At 59.4% G+C, this 17,161-nt stretch carries 16 protein-coding genes; 6 read left to right on the top strand and 10 right to left on the bottom strand.

Annotated features, from left to right (window positions below; genetic code table 11):
- From LOY38_RS27975 to gpmI, 3 genes are all read right to left on the bottom strand, one after another.
- A complete protein-coding gene (locus LOY38_RS27975; RefSeq protein ID WP_258700804.1) occupies positions 1-1,320 on the bottom strand; it encodes a S41 family peptidase in 1,320 nt (439 codons plus the stop codon).
- A 31-nt stretch (positions 1,321-1,351) separates the two neighbouring features.
- Positions 1,352-2,644 carry a murein hydrolase activator EnvC gene (locus LOY38_RS27970; protein ID WP_258697991.1) on the bottom strand — a complete coding sequence of 431 codons (1,293 nt, stop codon included), beginning with the start codon at positions 2,642-2,644 and terminating at the stop codon, positions 1,352-1,354.
- Between the two features lie 268 nt (positions 2,645-2,912).
- The gene (gene gpmI / locus LOY38_RS27965) at positions 2,913-4,442 is read right to left on the bottom strand and encodes a 2,3-bisphosphoglycerate-independent phosphoglycerate mutase (protein ID WP_258697990.1); all 1,530 of its coding nucleotides are present in this window, start codon (positions 4,440-4,442) and stop codon (positions 2,913-2,915) included.
- A gap of 154 nt (positions 4,443-4,596) precedes the next feature.
- On the opposite strand from gpmI, the gene LOY38_RS27960 reads away from it, so the two are divergent.
- From LOY38_RS27960 to secB, 3 genes are read left to right on the top strand one after another with little or no spacing between them, the layout of a single operon-like run.
- Complete coding sequence (locus tag LOY38_RS27960) at positions 4,597-5,010, top strand: rhodanese-like domain-containing protein (RefSeq protein WP_223488518.1); 414 nt, start codon at positions 4,597-4,599, stop codon at positions 5,008-5,010.
- Position 5,011: 1 nt separating this feature from the next.
- On the top strand, positions 5,012-5,266 hold the full coding sequence (grxC, locus tag LOY38_RS27955) for a glutaredoxin 3 (RefSeq protein WP_007939440.1): 255 nt from the start codon (positions 5,012-5,014) through the stop codon (positions 5,264-5,266).
- A gap of 57 nt (positions 5,267-5,323) precedes the next feature.
- On the top strand, positions 5,324-5,809 hold the full coding sequence (secB, locus tag LOY38_RS27950) for a protein-export chaperone SecB (RefSeq protein ID WP_007897410.1): 486 nt from the start codon (positions 5,324-5,326) through the stop codon (positions 5,807-5,809).
- Between the two features lie 95 nt (positions 5,810-5,904).
- Here secB and trmL read toward each other — a convergent pair whose 3' ends face one another.
- Positions 5,905-6,360 (bottom strand): tRNA (uridine(34)/cytosine(34)/5-carboxymethylaminomethyluridine(34)-2'-O)-methyltransferase TrmL, encoded by a 456-nt coding sequence (gene trmL / locus LOY38_RS27945; RefSeq protein WP_258697989.1) that lies wholly within the window; start codon positions 6,358-6,360, stop codon positions 5,905-5,907.
- Between trmL and LOY38_RS27940 the strand changes: the two genes are divergently transcribed.
- Positions 6,359-6,799, top strand: a complete 441-nt coding sequence (locus LOY38_RS27940; RefSeq protein WP_258697988.1) for a hypothetical protein — start codon at positions 6,359-6,361, stop codon at positions 6,797-6,799. The genes trmL and LOY38_RS27940 overlap by 2 nt on opposite strands.
- A 548-nt stretch (positions 6,800-7,347) precedes the next feature.
- Here LOY38_RS27940 and ntrC read toward each other — a convergent pair.
- The 6 genes from ntrC to glnA all read right to left on the bottom strand — a co-directional run bounded on the left by ntrC (position 7,348) and on the right by glnA (position 13,409).
- Positions 7,348-8,784, bottom strand: a complete 1,437-nt coding sequence (gene ntrC / locus LOY38_RS27935) for a nitrogen regulation protein NR(I) (RefSeq protein WP_258697987.1) — start codon at positions 8,782-8,784, stop codon at positions 7,348-7,350.
- Complete coding sequence (glnL, locus tag LOY38_RS27930) at positions 8,781-9,866, bottom strand: nitrogen regulation protein NR(II) (protein WP_057712404.1); 1,086 nt, start codon at positions 9,864-9,866, stop codon at positions 8,781-8,783. Before glnL ends, ntrC begins: the two co-directional genes overlap by 4 nt.
- A gap of 231 nt (positions 9,867-10,097) precedes the next feature.
- Positions 10,098-10,706, bottom strand: coding sequence for a DUF4124 domain-containing protein (locus LOY38_RS27925; RefSeq protein WP_258697986.1), 609 nt, complete (start codon positions 10,704-10,706; stop codon positions 10,098-10,100).
- Positions 10,703-11,218 carry a DUF4124 domain-containing protein gene (locus LOY38_RS27920; protein WP_258697985.1) on the bottom strand — a complete coding sequence of 172 codons (516 nt, stop codon included), beginning with the start codon at positions 11,216-11,218 and terminating at the stop codon, positions 10,703-10,705. The genes LOY38_RS27925 and LOY38_RS27920 overlap by 4 nt, the downstream gene beginning before the upstream one ends.
- A 101-nt stretch (positions 11,219-11,319) precedes the next feature.
- Positions 11,320-11,868: a chorismate mutase gene (locus tag LOY38_RS27915; RefSeq protein WP_258697984.1), complete on the bottom strand. Its 549-nt coding sequence runs from the start codon at positions 11,866-11,868 to the stop codon at positions 11,320-11,322.
- A gap of 134 nt (positions 11,869-12,002) precedes the next feature.
- On the bottom strand, positions 12,003-13,409 hold the full coding sequence (gene glnA, locus LOY38_RS27910; RefSeq protein WP_258697983.1) for a glutamate--ammonia ligase: 1,407 nt from the start codon (positions 13,407-13,409) through the stop codon (positions 12,003-12,005).
- 330 nt (positions 13,410-13,739) lie between these two features.
- On the opposite strand from glnA, the gene thiI reads away from it, so the two are divergent.
- Together thiI and typA are read left to right on the top strand one after the other, a co-directional pair.
- Complete coding sequence (thiI, locus tag LOY38_RS27905; protein WP_258697982.1) at positions 13,740-15,194, top strand: tRNA uracil 4-sulfurtransferase ThiI; 1,455 nt, start codon at positions 13,740-13,742, stop codon at positions 15,192-15,194.
- Between the two features lie 139 nt (positions 15,195-15,333).
- Positions 15,334-17,154: a translational GTPase TypA gene (gene typA, locus LOY38_RS27900; RefSeq protein ID WP_258697981.1), complete on the top strand. Its 1,821-nt coding sequence runs from the start codon at positions 15,334-15,336 to the stop codon at positions 17,152-17,154.
- Positions 17,155-17,161: the final 7 nt, after the last annotated feature.

Raw genomic sequence — 17,161 nt, 5'->3', positions numbered from 1 at the left:
TCAGTGGCCGCGGGTAATGCTCAGTCCTTTGAGTAGGCTCAGGGCCTGGGCCAACTGGTAATCGTCATCCTGCGGCATGGCCTTGGCTTTGCCAGCAGAACCAGTCGGTTTGTCGGCGCCGCCGTTGCCATTGCCCAGGTGACCTTGCAGGTCGGCTTCCTTGAAGTACTCGCCGTCCTGCTCGTTGGTGATCTTGGCCTTGCGCACTTCGATGTCCGGGACGATGCCTTGAGCCTGAATCGAGCGGCCATTCGGCGTGTAGTACAGCGCCGTGGTGATTTTCAGTGCGCGCTCGTTGTTCAGTGGCAACACGGTCTGGACCGAGCCTTTGCCGAAACTGGTGGTGCCCATGACGACCGCGCGTTTCTGATCCTGCAGGGCGCCGGCGACAATTTCCGAGGCCGAGGCGCTGCCACCGTTGATCAGCACGACCATTGGCACGGCTTCGCTTTCGTCCTTGCCGGTGGCGGAGAAGCGCAGTTCGGAGTTGGCGATGCGGCCCTTGGTGTAGACGATCAGGCCCTTGGTGATGAAGTGGTCGACCACTTCCACCGCCGATTGCAGCACGCCGCCCGGGTTGTTACGCAGGTCGAGAACGATGCCGCTGAGCTTCTTGCCGTTGTCCTTGCGCAACTTGGCCAGGGCCTTGGAGACTTCTTCGCCGGTCTTGACCTGGAACTGGGTGATGCGGATGTAGCCGTAGCCGGACTCCAGCAGTTGGCTCTTCACGCTCTTCACCTGAATGATGGCGCGGACCAGGGTCACGTCGAACGGCGCGCCGCCGTCGCGCACCAGGGTCAGGGTGATTTTCTGGCCGATCTTGCCGCGCATCTTGTCCACGGCTTCGGTCATGCTCTGGCCGCGAGTCGGCTGGCCGTTGATCTTGACGATGAAGTCGCCGGCCTGAATGCCAGCCTTGGAGGCCGGGGTGTCATCGATGGGCGAAACCACTTTGATGAAACCGTCTTCGGCGCCGACTTCGATGCCCAGGCCGCCGAATTCGCCGCTGGTGCTTTCCTGCAATTCAGCGAAGTCTTCCGGGCCCAGGTAGGCGGAGTGCGGGTCGAGGTTGCTGAGCATGCCTTTGATAGCGTTTTCCAGCAGGATCTTGTCGTCCACCGGCTCTACATAGGCTGCCTTGATCCGGTCCATGACCTCGGCAAAGGTGCGCAACTCGTCCAGCGGCAATGGCGCCTTGGTGGTCGCGGCGGTGCCGGCAGGTGCGACCGCCGGGGTCGGTTGAGCAGCAAACGCCAGCGGCGCGCCGATCACCAGGGCAATCGTCAGGGCCAGCGAGGTAAGGCGGGACAAATACAGCATGTCGAACGAACTCCTGAAGTAGATGGCGTACTTATCCTTGCGCACGACACCATTGCGCTGGATCACTCGGGTGACCCTGCTGACGAATAGCGAAATACAGCGCTGGTGTGTCCTGCCCGCCACTGTTACCGACAGTGGAGATGGACTCACCGGCTTTTACCACGTCACCCGCAGACTTGAGCAGCGTCTGGTTGTGACCGTAAAGGCTCAAAAAACCGTTGCCGTGGTCGAGAATCACCAGCAACCCGGCGCCACGCAGCCAGTCGGCAAACACTACCCGGCCGCCGTGAACGGCATGCACCTGGCTGCCGGCGGAGGCGCTGATCATCACGCCATCCCACTTGGTGCGGGCATCGTCGCCACGGGTTTCACCGAAGCGCGCCAGCAGTCGACCATCAACCGGCCACGGAAGTCTGCCGCGGGTGGAAGCGAAGGGGCCGCCAAAGGTCTCGCCTGAACTTGAAACCAGTGCGCCGGGTGTCGATTTGGCGGGTTTGCGTGGGGCGTCGGTGGCATCTGCTTCAGCCTGAGCCTCACGTAACCGCTTTTTTTCGGCTTCCTGCTGGGCGATCAGCGCTTTTTGCCGCGCTTCTTCTGCCTCTCGGGCCTGACGGGCCAAGGTTTCTTCAATGGTTTTAAGGACTTTAGACAGGTCTGCCTGATCCTGCTCGCGGGTCGCCAGTTTCTGATCGCGAGCCTTTACGTCGTCGTTGAGCTTGGCCAGGACTTGCTGACGCTCTTTGCGGACCTTGTCGAGTTCGTCGCGCTGGCTGTCGAGGCTGCTTTTCTGCACCAGCAATTGCGCTTGCTGCAGGCCGATGTCTTTTTCGACATTGGCCAGTTGGCGCAGGGTTTCGTTGAAATTCTTCAGCTGCTCCAGGCGGGCCTGGCTCAGGTAGTCGTAATAGGTAAGGGTGCGGGCGAATTTTTCCGGGTTCTGCTGGTTGAGCAGCAGTTTCAGGTACTCCTGGCGGCCATTCTGATAGGCCGCGCGGGCCTGGATGGCGATCAGTCGTTGCTGTTCAATGCGCGCGCTCTGGAGTTTTTTTTTCTCACCATCGAGTCGCTGCAGCTCGGATTCGCTTTTCTTCAGCTCTTTTTGCAGCGCCTCGACCTGCTTCTCGAGCTTGCCCATCTCGGTTTCGGTGCCTTTGAGATCTTTCTGCACCCCGGACTTTTCTTCCTGGAGCTTGCCCAGCAGTTTTTTCAGCTCGGCAATGTCCTGACGCGTGGCGTCCAACTGTTGTTGGGTTTGCGTGCGCTCGTCGGCAAAGGCCGGTTGGAGCAGGCAAGTCAGGGCAAGGGCTATCAGGACGCGAAGCATAGAGGCGGGCGACACCAGGGAAAGGGACGGCCTAGTATGCCCGCCATGCGCAGCAAAAAAAATGCCCAATTGGGGCTGTGTGATAACTGGAGTGGGGTTCAGGGGCAATTAGTCTTCGAAACCACCACAAACCACTGTGGGAGCGGCGGTGCGACGATTCGACTTGCCCGCGATGGCGTCCTGACATTCAACATGGATGTTGGCTGTCAGATTGCTATCGCGAGCAAGCTCGCTCCCACAGGGTTTTTCGGTGTTCAGGGTAACCGAGTTACACCAGAATCGAAGTGCCCGTCATCTCGGCCGGCTTCTCAAGCCCCAACAACATCAGCATGGTCGGCGCCACGTCGGCCAGCACGCCGCCTTCGCGAACCTTCAAGTCACGCTTGCCGACATAGATGAACGGCACCGGCTCGGTGGTGTGGGCAGTGTGGGCCTGGCCGGTGGAGGCGTCGGACATTTGCTCGACGTTGCCATGGTCGGCAGTAATCAACGCTTCGCCGCCGACTTTTTCCAGCGCATCGACGATGCGGCCGACGCACAGGTCCAGGCACTCGACCGCTTTGACTGCTGCCTCGAACACACCGCTGTGGCCGACCATGTCGCCGTTGGCGTAGTTGACCACGATCACGTCGTAACGCTGGTTTGCAATGGCGTCGACGATGCGGTCGGTGACTTCCGGGGCACTCATCTCGGGCTGCAAGTCATAGGTGGCGACTTTCGGCGACGGGATCAGGATGCGTTCTTCGCCCGGGAACGGTTCTTCGCGACCGCCGGAGAAGAAGAAAGTCACGTGGGCGTATTTCTCGGTTTCGGCGATGCGCAGCTGCGTCTTGCCGTTTTTCGCCAGGTAATCGCCCAGCACGTTGTCCAGGCTGCCCGCGGCGAAGGCCGACGGCGCGGGGATGCTGGCGGCGTATTGGGTCAGCATGACGAAGCCGGCAAGCTTCGGCTTGCGAGCGCGTTCGAATTCCTTGAAATCGTCCTCGACGAATACGCGGGTCAGTTCGCGAGCCCGGTCGGCGCGGAAGTTCATGAAGACCACGGCGTCGCCGTCTTCAACCTTGACCGGCTCACCGATGCTGGTGGCTTTGACAAATTCGTCGCTCTCGCCCCGCTCATAAGCGGCTTGCAGGCCTTCCTGGGCGGTGGCAGCGTTGAATTCGCTGGCGCCATCGACAATCAGGTTGTAGGCCTGGGACACACGATCCCAACGGTTGTCGCGGTCCATGGCGTAGTAACGGCCAATGATGCTGGCGATCCGGCCTTTGCCGAGGGCCTCGAAGGTCGCGTCCAGCAGTTCGATCGACGACTGGGCGCTTTTCGGCGGCGTGTCGCGGCCGTCGAGGAAGGCGTGCAGGTAGATTTTTTCGGCGCCGCGCTTGTAGGCCAGTTCAGCCATGGCGATCAGGTGGTCCTGGTGGCTGTGAACGCCGCCATCGGACAGCAAACCCATGAAGTGCACGGCTTTGCCGGCAGCAACGGCTTTATCCACCGCGGCGCAGATGGTCGGGTTCTCGAAGAACTCGCCGTCGCGGATCGCTTTGGTCACGCGGGTGAAGTCCTGATACACCACCCGGCCGGCGCCGAGGTTCATGTGGCCGACTTCGGAGTTACCCATCTGGCCGTCCGGCAAGCCGACGTCCATGCCGCTGCCCGAGATCAGGCCGTTCGGCACGGTGGCCCACAGGCGGTCCAGTACGGGCTTCTTCGCCGCATAGATGGCGTTGGATTCCTGGCTGTCACTGTGACCGAAGCCGTCGAGAATCATCAGGACCAAAGGTTTAGGCGTGGTAGTCATAGATTCCACTCGTGGCTGAGTTAAAAAGAGGGCGATGGAAAAGGGAGTGGCAGTTTAAAGCGAAGTTCCGACCGCGTCACCGCCGGACGGGGTTTGGCCCACCATAGTGGCTGTGTATACTGGCCGACATTTTAACGCCCTGGAACCTCCTTCGATGGTTGATCACCTGATTCAATTCGCCACCAACCACTACATTCTCGTGGGTATCTTCGTTGTACTGGCGGCCCTGCTATTGGCCTATCAGATGCAAGGCGGCGGCCGCAGCCTGAGCACCGGTGAACTGACCGGGCTGGTCAACAAGGACGCAGGCGTGGTGGTCGACATTCGTCCGACCAAGGATTTTGCCGCCGGTCACATCGTTGGCGCGTTGAACATTCCTCAGGACAAACTGACCGCTCGCGTCGGCGAACTGGAAAAGCACAAGGCCAAGACCATTATCCTGGTCGACGCCATGGGCCAGACTGCCGGCACTCATGCCCGCGAACTGATGAAATCCGGTTTCACCGCCGCCAAGCTGTCCGGCGGTATTTCCAGCTGGAAGGCCGACAATCTGCCGCTGGTGAAGTGACATGAACAACGTCGTCGTCTATTCCAGCGATTACTGCCCTTATTGCTCGCGAGCCAAGTACCTGCTCGAGAACAAAGGCGTAGCCTTCGAAGAGATCAAGGTCGATGGCAAGCCGCAGGTGCGTGCCGCGATGGCTCAGAAGGCCGGGCGTACGTCCGTGCCGCAGATCTGGATCGGCAGCACCCACGTTGGCGGCTGTGATGATTTGTTTGCCCTGGAGCGCGCCGGTAAGCTCGACGCCATGCTCAAGGCCTGACTGCCTTACTTGAAAATAGCCATACCCTACAAGACCCGAGATCAGAAAGGATCTGAGATGACTGACCAACAGAACACTGCAGCTAGCGAAGAAGAAACCGCACCGCAATTCTCCTTGCAGCGCATCTACGTACGTGACTTGTCCTTCGAGGCCCCGAAAAGCCCGGCGATCTTCCGCCAGCAGTGGGAGCCGAGCGTCGGTCTGGATCTGAACACCCGCCAGAAGGCTCTGGAAGGCGACTTCCACGAAGTCGTGCTGACCCTGTCGGTTACCGTGAAAAACGGTGAAGAAGTGGCGTTCATTGCTGAAGTGCAACAGGCCGGGATCTTCCTGATCAAGAACCTGGATGACGCTTCGATGAGCCACACCCTGGGCGCGTTCTGCCCGAACATCCTGTTCCCGTACGCTCGCGAAACCCTGGACAGCCTGGTCACCCGCGGTTCGTTCCCGGCTCTGATGCTGGCCCCGGTGAACTTCGACGCGCTGTACGCACAAGAGCTGCAACGCATGCAGGCGGCTGGCGAGACTCCAACTGTTCAGTAAGTGTTCGATGCAGTAACGAAAAAAGCGCCGTAACAGGCGCTTTTTTCTTGGGTGATCGTTCCCACGCAGAGCGTGGGAACGATCAGGTCTCGAGATTACTTGAACCCGAGCTGACGCCAGGCTTCGTACACGGCGATGGCCACGGTGTTGGACAGGTTCAGGCTGCGGCAACCTTCGCGCATCGGCAAGCGCAGACGCTGTTCGCCGGGCAGGGCCTCGAGCACTTCGGCCGGCAAGCCACGGCTTTCCGGGCCGAACAGGAACGCATCGCCTTCGGCGAAGCTGGCCTCGTGAAATGGCCGCGAGCCCTTGGTGGTAAAGGCGAACAGCCGAGGATGGCCGAGGCTTTCCAGGCAGCTGGCAAGGTCTGCGTGGCGTTGCAGGGTGGCATACTCATGGTAATCGAGGCCGGCCCGGCGCAGGCGCTTGTCGTCCATCTCGAAGCCCAGCGGTTCGATCAAATGCAGGTGGCAGCCACTGTTGGCGCACAGCCTGATAACGTTGCCGGTATTCGGCGGAATTTCTGGTTGGAAAAGGATGACGTGAAACATGCACGGCTCCGAAGGTAAAGATGACGGGCATTCTACGCCGCAAGCGGACCCCCGTTCGAAACTATTCCCGCGGGTGATGGCTTCATTGGCGATCGTCGGGGTGATGGTGGGCCTGATGATCGGTCGCCTGACCACCCCCGACCCCAGCGAATTGCAGCAGGTCGAGGTGACGAATAACGGGCTGGTGGTGTGGTTCAACAACGAACCCAAGACCCACGGCGAGTTCGTCGACGGTAGCCTCGCACTGTTGTTCGAGGCTGAAGGCCGTGCGCAGAAAGGTCAGCTCAAGCTCAACGGCAAGGACGTGAACTGGCGAACGCGGCTGAGTGATGGGGGGTTGTTACTGACGGTGGTGGCGGCCCGGCCACTGCAGGGCGAGTGGGCCGGTAGCGAGGTCGATGACCGCTGGCGGCTGGAGATCCATCTCCGAGAGCAATAAAAGAGGGAATCCCCGGCCTGCCTGTACCAAGGTTCCCGAAACGGGAGGGCTCGCGCATTGCGTCGTGAGCCCGGTGTAAAGAGGGAATCCCCGGCCTGCCTGTACCAAGGACCCCAAAACGGGATGGGCTCGTCGCTGTTGCGGTATGAGCCCGGTGTAAAGAGGGGAATCCCCGGCCTGCCTGTACCAAGGTCCCCGAAACTGGGTAGTGAATCGAATCACTGATTGGACTGATGCAGGGTGCGTGCCAGTTTTTAACAAGTTGCAACAGAAAGCCGTCGAGCAGCGCTGAAAGCCCCGTGATCCGGGGCTTTGGTGTTTGTGCGATATGTTTTTTTTGCAGGTGAAGGCCGAATTTTGGATCGGTTGTCGTGCGCGATTGCGGGTCATGGTGCATTGCGGCGGTGCATTCAGCCCTTAAAAGCATCGCGGGCAAGCCCGCTCCCACATGGGTTCGGTCAGCCACAAAAGATGGGCTTGGCACAAATCCTGTGGGAGCGGGCTTGCCCGCGATTGGATCTTGCGGTCAACGAAGAGCTAAAGGGTGTTTAACCCTCATCCCCCTCATCATCATCCCCACCATCTACCTTCATCCCCAATTCCTTGATCTTGCGCGTCAAGGTATTACGGCCCCAACCCAGCAACACGGCGGCGTCGCGGCGGCGGCCGGCGGTGTGTTTGAGGGCGGTTTCGATCATGATCCGCTCGAAGGCCGGCACGGCGCTGTCGAGCAGGCTCGATTGACCGCGCGCCAACGCCTGATCGGCCCACTGACGTAGCGCTTGCTCCCAGTTGGTCACCGGTGCCGAATCCTGCGGCAGGCTCAGCAGCTCGGGTGGCAGGTCGCTGATGTGCACTTCGCGACCCGAAGCCATTACGGTGATCCAGCGGCAGGTGTTCTCCAACTGACGCACGTTGCCCGGCCACGGCAGGTTTTTCAGGTATTCCTCGGTTTCGCTTTTCAGCAGCTTCGGTTCCACCGCCAGTTCTTGCGCGGCGCGGCTGAGGAAGTGCTTGGCCAGGGTCGGGATGTCTTCGCGACGGTCAGACATCCGTGGAATGTGGATGCGGATCACGTTGAGGCGATGGAACAAGTCCTCACGGAATTTTCCGGCATGGACCAGGGTTTCCAGGTTCTGGTGAGTCGCTGCGATGATGCGCACATCGACTTTCACCGGCGTATGACCGCCGACGCGGTAAAACTCACCGTCCGCCAGTACCCGCAGCAAGCGCGTCTGAGTATCCGCCGGCATGTCGCCGATTTCATCGAGGAACAGCGTGCCGCCGTCGGCCTGTTCAAAACGCCCGCGACGCAGGTTGGCCGCGCCGGTGAACGCGCCTTTCTCATGGCCGAACAGCTCGGACTCCATCAGATCCTTGGGGATCGCTGCCATGTTCAACGCAATGAACGGCGACGCCGCCCGTGGGCTGTGGCGGTGCAGGGCGTGGGCTACCAGTTCTTTACCGGTACCGGATTCGCCGTTGATCAGCACGGTGATGTTGGAGTGACTCAAACGCCCGATAGCGCGAAACACTTCCTGCATCGCCGGCGCTTCGCCGATGATTTCCGGGGTGCGGGTCAGCGTCGGGACGACTTCCAGGCCTTGCTGTTCCTGAGCGTGCTGGTTGGCGCGCTTGACCAGAGACACAGCCTCGTCGACATCGAACGGCTTGGGCAGGTATTCGAATGCGCCGCCCTGATAGGACGCGACAGCGCTATCCAGGTCAGAGTGGGCAGTCATGATGATGACCGGCAGCCGTGGGTGTTGTTCGCGAATCCGCGCCAGAAGGTCCAGACCGCTGGCACCCGGCATGCGGATGTCGGAGATGATCACGTCCGGCTGCTGGCGCGCCAGGCGGCTCATCACGCCATCGGCGCTGTCGAAGCTTTGCGTGGTCATGCCTTCCTGCTGTAAGGCTTTTTCCAGGACCCAACGGATAGAACGGTCGTCATCGACGATCCACACGGTTTCACTACGGCTCATGTCGATGTGGCTCCTTGTTCCAGTGGCAGAAAGATCGAGAACGTGGTGTGGCCTGGATGGCTGTCACATTCGATCAGGCCCTGGTGCTGGCTGATGATGTTCTGGGTAATGGCCAGGCCCAGCCCGGTACCGTCCGGGCGGCCGCTGACCATGGGGAAGAAGATGGTTTCCTGCAGCTCGGCGGGGATTCCCGGGCCGTTGTCGATGATTTCGATCTTGGTCACCAGGCGATGGCGCACATGGCCGATGGTGAACTGGCGCATGGCGCGGGTGCGCAGGCTGATGCGGCCAAGGCGCAGCTCGTTCTGGCTGCTGATGGCCTGCATCGCGTTGCGCACAATGTTCAGCACCGCCTGAATCATTTGTTCGCGGTCGATCAACACGTCGGGAATGCTTGGGTCGTAGTCGCGCACCAAAGTGATGCAGCCCTGGCTTTCGGCCTCCACCAGATGACAGACGCGCTCCAGCACTTCGTGGACGTTGCACATGGCCAGCGACGGCAGTTTGTTGGAGCCGAGCATGCGATCCACCAGATTGCGCAGGCGGTCGGCCTCTTCAATGATCACGTTGGTGTAATCGCGCAGGCTTTCTTCCGGCAATTCACGGGCGAGCAACTGAGCTGCGCCGCGAATCCCTCCGAGAGGGTTCTTGATCTCGTGAGCGAGGCCGCGCACCAGCATCTTGCTGGTTTCCTGCTTCGACAGCTGCGCCTCTTCCTTGGTGATTCGCAGCAAGCGGTCACGAGGGTGAACCTCCAGCAGCAGCATCGTGTCGCCATTGCTCAGGATCGGCGTCACCGCGTAATCGACGGTCAGGGTCTGGCCGGTGAGGGCGGTGAGCATCGCTTCGCGCTTGGTGAACGGATGCGCCTGCTCGACCGCCTGGCGCAGGGAGTTCAGCGCTTCTGTGGATTCGGTGAACAACTCACTGATGAACTGCCCATGGCTTCGCTGGCCGCTGATGGCCAAGAGCATCTCCGCCGCGGGGTTCATGTACTCGAGGCGCAGTTCGGCGTCGAGCAAAATGGTTGCGGTGGTCAGGTTGTCGAGTAGCAAGCGGTGTAGTGCGTCGCTAATGGTCATCAGGACCTCTTTTGGAGCAGGGCATGCGCGTGGATAACGCGCTGATACGAGGAAAATGCAAAAACCAAACCAAGGCTCCGAAAAGAAGCGTTTAGAGCCTGAAATAGGCGTTTTACGCTCGTTTGCGTGGCGCTCTGCCAGTTTTTGCACGTGCTTTCGAACCAAAATGGGTTGAAGGCATGAGTGCGGTGCGGATATTTGCACCAATATAGTGCGTGAGCCTGAACGAAGTTAAAAGAAGCTCTTTTCTTCTTCGGGTTTGTCTTTGAGAGGGCATTCCGGCCGTTGGCCGTAGTCGGTGAGCACGCAGGGTTTGGCCTGGCGTTTCTGTGCCAGGGAAATGCGCAGCATGTGGAACGGTTGATTGGCCGTGCGTTCGACGATACGGCCCTGTTCGTCGAGGATTTCCACCGACAGGTTATGGGTGCCACGGTCGATGTTGCTCAGGGCGAACACCGGGCTCGGACCGGGTTCGGCGGTGGGCTGGCCGTCCAGCAGCAAACGGTAACGATGGCCCCGTTGCAGGGCGGGTTCGCTGGTAACGCTGGCGATCAGTTCACCGGCATTGCTACGGATCGTGGCATCCGGCTCTGGCACCAGCACACGGAGCATGTCGTAATGAAACAGTGGTTTGGCCGGGTTCTGTTTCGCGGCGGTCATGGGCACCGCGCCGCTCGGGTTGGCCGACATTCGATTGCTCGTTGCCAGTGGCACACGCTTGGCGTTACGGGTGCCCGGTTGATCGGTGAAGACCCGATTGCCCTGGGCGTCGATGTAGGTGAAGACCTCGGCTATTGCCGGCAGGCTGATCAGGCACGCGGCCAACAACCAGGCCCTCAAGGCTTATGCACCCGTTGTACGGTGAGAGTCACGGTGGGGCTCTGCTGTACGACGTTTTGCCCATCGATCACCTGAACCGCAAAGCGGTGTTCGCCGCGGTCGATGTTCACCAATTGCAGAATCGGTACGTTGCTCGGCTGGCCGTAGGGTTGATCGTCCAGTAACAGCCTCAATCGGTGAGAGCCTTGCAGGCGCGGATTGATCAATACGCTGACGGTGAACGTGCCGTTGTTGGCGCGCAAGGCTTCTTCGGTGGGCAGGCCAGTCAGCTCCAACACTTGATAGGCGCTGTGGGGCTGGTCGCGGCTACTGGCTTGTACAGGTGCTACCGGCTCGCTTGGCGACTGACGCTCGACACTGTTGAGCGGTGGCAATTCGACCGGTTGAGCTTTAACGCCATCGGGCGGTTGATTGCTGTAGGCAGTGTTGCCGTTGGCATCGGTGTACTTATAGATCTGCGCGGCGGCGGGCAGGGCGATCAGTACGAGCAGGCATAACAACAATGAGCGCATTGCAGGCTTCCATTGGCCGTTGGGCAAGTGTCCGGCCCTGTTCCGTTCATGGCGACTAAGCGCTGAGCATAGAGCACATCAGCGCATGTCGGCAGGCCGGCTCAGCGGCTGGTGCTGCACAACTCAGCGGTGGCGCGCACCTTGGCGAGTTCGCGCAGCGACACTTGGGCGCCGGTTTTATTGGCCTTGGCCAGCCAGGAGGGGCACTGCGGGTCGTTGCGATAAGGGCTGAAGTCGGCCAGTTGTTGCAGCAGGCGTTTTTGTAACCGATCAAGTTGTGGGCGGATCTGCCCGACGAGATCGGGGCGAGGGGCGTCGGGTGCCTTGCCTTGGGCATGCCAGTCAGACAGGTGCGCGTACTGCACCAGTTTATTGGCCTCGATCTGCGCCGAGAAAAATTGCTCGACAGCTTCGTTGCTCAATTTATAGGCAGGTGCCAGGGTGACGGCACCGGCAATCACCTCGCGCTCGCGCTGACGGTCCTCGACGGGTTTGCCGCTGTCCCATTTGCTCAACGCGACCTGATCGGCAATCGCCAGGCGCTCCTCGATGGTGCCAAGTAATGGGGCGAGGGCGGCAGGTGCCGGGTCGGCAAAAGCGCTGTTGGTCAGTAAGGCAGTGAGCAAGGCAAGGCATGGGCGTAGGCGCATGGGGGATCTCGGCTTTATCGGATGAAGGGCATGATGCACGCAACCGGGTATCCGATGACAGACGTTCGCCCACAAAAAAGGCCTCCCGAAGGAGGCCTCTCTTTTGTCACGCCGCGTACCGCGGCGCTACCGGATCAGCAGCTGTAGTACAGCTCATATTCCAGTGGGTGTACGAAGGTGCGAACCTTGATTTCTTCTTCGCTTTTCAGGGCGATGTAAGCGTCGATGAAGTCGTCGCTGAAAACGCCGCCTTTGGTCAGGAACGCACGACCTTTGTCCAGCTCTTCCAGGGCTTCTTTCAGGCTGCCGCAAACTTGTGGGATCTCTTTCGCCTCTTCAGGCGGCAGGTCGTACAGGTTTTTGTCAGCCGCGTCGCCTGGGTGGATCTTGTTCTGGATGCCGTCCAGGCCAGCCATCAGCAGTGCAGCGAAGCCCAGGTACGGGTTGGCTGCCGGATCCGGGAAGCGGGCTTCGATACGGCGAGCGCGAGGGCTGGACACGTAAGGAATACGGATCGAAGCGGAACGGTTGCGAGCCGAGTAGGCCAGCATCACTGGCGCTTCGAAACCTGGGACCAGACGCTTGTAGGAGTTGGTCGACGGGTTGGTGAAGCCGTTCAGGGCCTTACCGTGCTTGATGATGCCGCCGATGAAGTACAGAGCGGTGTCGGACAGGCCGGCATAGCCTTCGCCAGCGAAGGTGTTCTTGCCATCTTTGGCGATGGACAGGTGAACGTGCATACCCGAGCCGTTGTCGCCGTACAGAGGCTTGGGCATGAAGGTCGCGGTGCGGCCGTAGGCGTCAGCAACGTTGTGTACGCAGTACTTGAGGGTCTGAACTTCGTCAGCCTTGGCAACCAGGGTGTTGAACTTCACGCCGATTTCGTTCTGACCGGCAGTCGCCACTTCGTGGTGGTGAACTTCGATGGTCAGGCCCATTTCTTCCATGGCGTTGCACATGGAGGTACGGATTTCGTGGTCGTGATCGAACGGCGGAACAGGGAAGTAGCCGCCTTTGACGCCTGGACGGTGGCCTTTGTTGCCGCCTTCCACGTCCTGGTCGGACATCCACGAACCTTGTTCGGAGTAGATTTTGAACATCGAGCCGGAGATGTCGGACTTGAACTTCACTTCGTCGAAGATGAAGAACTCAGGCTCCGGGCCCACAAATACGGTGTCGCCAATACCGGTCGACTTCAGGTATTCCTCGGCACGCTTGGCGATCGCACGTGGGTCACGGTCGTAGCCTTGCATGGTCGAAGGTTCGATCACGTCGCAAACCAGGATCAGGGTCGGCTCTTCGGTGAACGGGTCGAGAACGGCAGTGCTGTCGTCCGGCATCAGGATCATGTCGGAAGCTTCGATGCCTTTCCAGCCTGCGATGGAGGAACCGTCGAACATTTTGCCTTCTTCGAAGAAAGCTTCATCCAGCGCATCGCGAGCCGGCATGGTCACGTGGTGCTGAGTGCCTTTGGTGTCCGTGAAGCGCAGATCAATCCACTTGACGTCATGATCTTTGATGAGTTGAACCGACTTCGACATAGTGTCCTCCGGGTGGCTTCGGGCTTAGTAATGGATGCCCTTAGAATGTGGGTGATGCCGGCGCGAATACTCTGCCATGGCAACCTGCCTCACAAGGGAGCAAATTGCATGCCAGTGCCCCACCATGGGTTTTTTGCCCCTATATCGCGCTTATAACGGTGCAAGGCGCCAGAAAGCGCAAAATATCGCCCTGTAATGTAGCGTCTAACTCCGTAAATGACCTGTTTTGGTGCGAGCAAAACCTTCTGCACATTAACTGGTTAAACCTTGAGCAATTTCCGCTATAATCCGCGCCCCCCTTTTTCGGCTGGCCCTGCGCGCGCTGTTTTCATGAAACTAATCGTAAAAGTCTTCCCCGAGATCACCATCAAGAGCCGCCCGGTACGGATGCGTTTCATCCGCCAGTTGGCCAAAAACATCCGCACCGTGCTCCGCGATCTGGACCCGGCCGTGGTGGTGAACGGTGTGTGGGACAATCTCGAGCTGGAAACCCGCGTCAGCGACCCGAAAGCCCTGAAGGAGATGACCGAGCGCCTGAGCTGCATGCCGGGCATCGCGCATTTCCTGCAGGTGGATGAATACCCGTTGGGCGACTTCGACGACATCGTCGAGAAGTGCAAGCTGCACTTCGGCGATGCGCTGGCCGGGAAGATTTTTTCGGTGCGCTGCAAGCGCGCCGGCAAGCACGAATTCAGCTCCATGGACGTGGAGAAATACGTCGGCAGCCAGTTGCGTCGTCAGTGCGGCGCCGCCGGAATCTCCCTGAAAGAGCCTGAAATCGAAGTTCGCATCGAAATTCGCGACAAACGGTTGTTCGTGATCCACAGCCAGCACAACAGCATCGGTGGTTATCCGCTGGGTGCCCTGGAGCAGACACTTGTGCTGATGTCCGGCGGCTTCGATTCCACCGTCGCCGCCTACCAGATCATGCGCCGCGGGCTGATGAGCCATTTCTGCTTCTTCAATCTGGGCGGACGTGCCCACGAACTGGGCGTGATGGAAGTCGCGCACTTCATCTGGAAGAAGTACGGCAGCTCCCAACGCGTGTTATTTGTCAGTGTGCCGTTCGAGGAAGTACTGGGAGAAATTCTCGGGAAAGTCGATAACAGTCATATGGGTGTAGTTTTGAAGCGTATGATGTTGCGCGCTGCTTCCCGTATTGCCGATCGGCTGGACATCGAAGCGCTGGTCACCGGCGAAGCGATTTCCCAGGTGTCGAGCCAGACACTGCCGAACCTGTCCGTGATCGACTGTGTGACCGACAAGCTGGTGTTGCGTCCGCTGATCGCCAGTCACAAGCAGGACATCATCGACCTGGCCAACGAAATCGGCACCGCCGACTTTGCCAAGCACATGCCGGAATACTGCGGGGTCATCTCGGTGAACCCCAAGACCCACGCCAAGCGTCCGCGCGTGGAGCATGAAGAGAAAGAGTTCGACATGGCGGTGCTCGAGCGTGCGCTCGAGAACGCCAAGCTGGTGCCGATCGATCGCGTGATCGACGAATTGGGCCAGGACTTGCAGATTGAAGAAGTCAGCGAAGCGCTGGCGGGCCAGATCATCATTGACATCCGTCACCCGGATGCCGCCGAAGACGACCCGCTGGTGCTTGCTGGCATCGAGGTACAAGCGATGCCGTTTTATGCACTGAACGCTCGTTTCAAGGAACTGGACCCTACTCGCCAGTACCTGCTGTATTGCGACAAAGGCGTGATGAGTCGCCTGCATGCTCACCATTTGCTCAGTGAGGGGCATGCCAATGTGCGCGTTTATCGACCGAGCTAAGAGCCCGGGGCTGTTTGCCTGTGGCCTGCGTCACCGGCCCCCCGACTCTGCCGTCAAGCTGTAACGGCAAGGCCTGACTCTACTGTAAATCGCTGCCAAGACTTGTCAGCACACCGAATCCTCTGATCGAGATACACAAGTGATCGAAAATCTACGCAACATCGCCATCATTGCTCACGTTGACCATGGTAAAACCACCCTGGTAGACAAACTCTTGCGTCAATCCGGCACCCTGGAGCGCAACGAGCTCAACGACGAGCGCGTGATGGACTCCAACGACCAGGAGAAAGAGCGCGGTATTACCATTCTGGCGAAAAACACCGCCATCAACTGGAACGGCTACCACATCAACATCGTGGACACCCCGGGCCACGCCGACTTCGGCGGCGAAGTTGAACGCGTTATGTCGATGGTCGACTCCGTTCTGCTGCTGGTTGACGCTCAAGACGGCCCTATGCCGCAAACCCGTTTCGTGACCAAGAAGGCTTTCGAAGCCGGCCTGCGTCCAATCGTGGTGATCAACAAGGTTGACCGTCCAGGCGCGCGTCCGGACTGGGTTCTGGACCAGATCTTCGACCTGTTCGACAACCTGGGTGCCACCGAAGAACAGCTGGACTTCAAAGTCGTCTACGCCTCGGCCCTGAACGGTATTGCCGGTCTGGACCACACCGACATGGCTGAAGACATGACCCCGCTGTACCAGTCGATCGTCGACAACGTTCCAGCTCCGGCTGTTGACCGTGACGGTCCGTTCCAGATGCAGATCTCCGCTCTGGACTACAACAGCTTCCTGGGTGTTATCGGTGTTGGCCGTATCGCTCGTGGCCGCATCAAGCCGAACACTCCGGTTGTCGCTATCGACGCCGACGGCAAAAAACGCAACGGTCGTATCCTGAAGCTGATGGGTCACCACGGTCTGCACCGTATCGACGTTGAAGAAGCAGCTGCCGGCGACATCGTCTGCATCAGCGGCTTCGAGCAACTGTTCATCTCCGACACGCTGTGCGACCCACTGAACGTTGAAGCGATGAAGCCGTTGACCGTCGACGAGCCAACCGTTTCCATGACCTTCCAGGTAAACGACTCGCCTTTCTGCGGTAAAGAAGGCAAGTTCGTGACCAGCCGTAACATCAAGGAACGTCTGGACAAAGAGCTGCTGTACAACGTTGCTCTGCGTGTTGAAGAAGGCGACTCGGCTGACAAGTTCAAAGTCTCCGGCCGTGGTGAGCTGCACCTCTCGGTACTGATCGAAACCATGCGTCGCGAAGGCTTCGAAATGGGTGTTGGTCGTCCGGAAGTGATCATCCGCATGGTTGACGGCGTCAAGCACGAACCGTACGAAAACGTGACCATCGACCTGCCAGAAGAATCCCAGGGCGCGATCATGGAGCAAATGGGCCTGCGTAAAGGCGACCTGACCAACATGGTTCCGGATGGCAAGGGCCGTGTGCGCCTTGAGTACAACATCCCGGCACGTGGCCTGATCGGTTTCCGTAACGAGTTCCTGACCCTCACTTCCGGTGGCGGCATCCTGACCTCGATCTTCGACCGTTACGACGTGATGAAGTCCGGCGACATGTCCGGCCGTCAGAACGGTGTACTGGTGTCGGTAGCGACCGGTAAGGCACTGACTTACTCGCTGGAAACCCTGCAGGCGCGTGGCAAGCTGTTCGTAGAACACGGCCAGGACATCTATGAAGGTCAAATCGTTGGTCTGAACAGCCGCGACAACGACCTGGGTGTTAACCCGACTAAAGGCAAGAAGCTCGACAACATGCGTGCTTCGGGTAAAGACGAAACCATCGCTCTGGTTCCGCCTGTCAAGTTCACTCTGGAGCAAGCTCTGGAGTTCGTACAGGAAGACGAGCTGTGTGAAGTCACTCCTAAGTCCATCCGTCTTCGCAAGAAGATCCTGGGCGAAAGCGAGCGTACCCGCGCTGCCAAGAAAAGCGGTAACTGAGTTTCGA

Origin of the sequence: Pseudomonas sp. B21-015, assembly GCF_024749285.1 — a bacterium.
Lineage (GTDB): Bacteria > Pseudomonadota > Gammaproteobacteria > Pseudomonadales > Pseudomonadaceae > Aquipseudomonas.
The sequence above is the reverse complement of the archived record's forward strand: the minus strand, read 5'-3'. Positions and strand labels throughout refer to the sequence as shown.

What these genes read in the sequence shown, in the direction of transcription:
- LOY38_RS27975 (WP_258700804.1), bottom strand. Translation starts at nt 1,320, where the DNA reads ATGCTGTATTTGTCCCGCCTTACCTCGCTGGCCCTGACGATTGCCCTG.
- LOY38_RS27970 (WP_258697991.1), bottom strand. Translation starts at nt 2,644, where the DNA reads ATGCTTCGCGTCCTGATAGCCCTTGCCCTGACTTGCCTGCTCCAACCG.
- gpmI (WP_258697990.1), bottom strand. Translation starts at nt 4,442, where the DNA reads ATGACTACCACGCCTAAACCTTTGGTCCTGATGATTCTCGACGGCTTC.
- LOY38_RS27960 (WP_223488518.1), top strand. Translation starts at nt 4,597, where the DNA reads ATGGTTGATCACCTGATTCAATTCGCCACCAACCACTACATTCTCGTG.
- grxC (WP_007939440.1), top strand. Translation starts at nt 5,012, where the DNA reads ATGAACAACGTCGTCGTCTATTCCAGCGATTACTGCCCTTATTGCTCG.
- secB (WP_007897410.1), top strand. Translation starts at nt 5,324, where the DNA reads ATGACTGACCAACAGAACACTGCAGCTAGCGAAGAAGAAACCGCACCG.
- LOY38_RS27940 (WP_258697988.1), top strand. Translation starts at nt 6,359, where the DNA reads ATGCACGGCTCCGAAGGTAAAGATGACGGGCATTCTACGCCGCAAGCG.
- trmL (WP_258697989.1), bottom strand. Translation starts at nt 6,360, where the DNA reads ATGTTTCACGTCATCCTTTTCCAACCAGAAATTCCGCCGAATACCGGC.
- ntrC (WP_258697987.1), bottom strand. Translation starts at nt 8,784, where the DNA reads ATGAGCCGTAGTGAAACCGTGTGGATCGTCGATGACGACCGTTCTATC.
- glnL (WP_057712404.1), bottom strand. Translation starts at nt 9,866, where the DNA reads ATGACCATTAGCGACGCACTACACCGCTTGCTACTCGACAACCTGACC.
- LOY38_RS27920 (WP_258697985.1), bottom strand. Translation starts at nt 11,218, where the DNA reads ATGCGCTCATTGTTGTTATGCCTGCTCGTACTGATCGCCCTGCCCGCC.
- LOY38_RS27915 (WP_258697984.1), bottom strand. Translation starts at nt 11,868, where the DNA reads ATGCGCCTACGCCCATGCCTTGCCTTGCTCACTGCCTTACTGACCAAC.
- glnA (WP_258697983.1), bottom strand. Translation starts at nt 13,409, where the DNA reads ATGTCGAAGTCGGTTCAACTCATCAAAGATCATGACGTCAAGTGGATT.
- thiI (WP_258697982.1), top strand. Translation starts at nt 13,740, where the DNA reads ATGAAACTAATCGTAAAAGTCTTCCCCGAGATCACCATCAAGAGCCGC.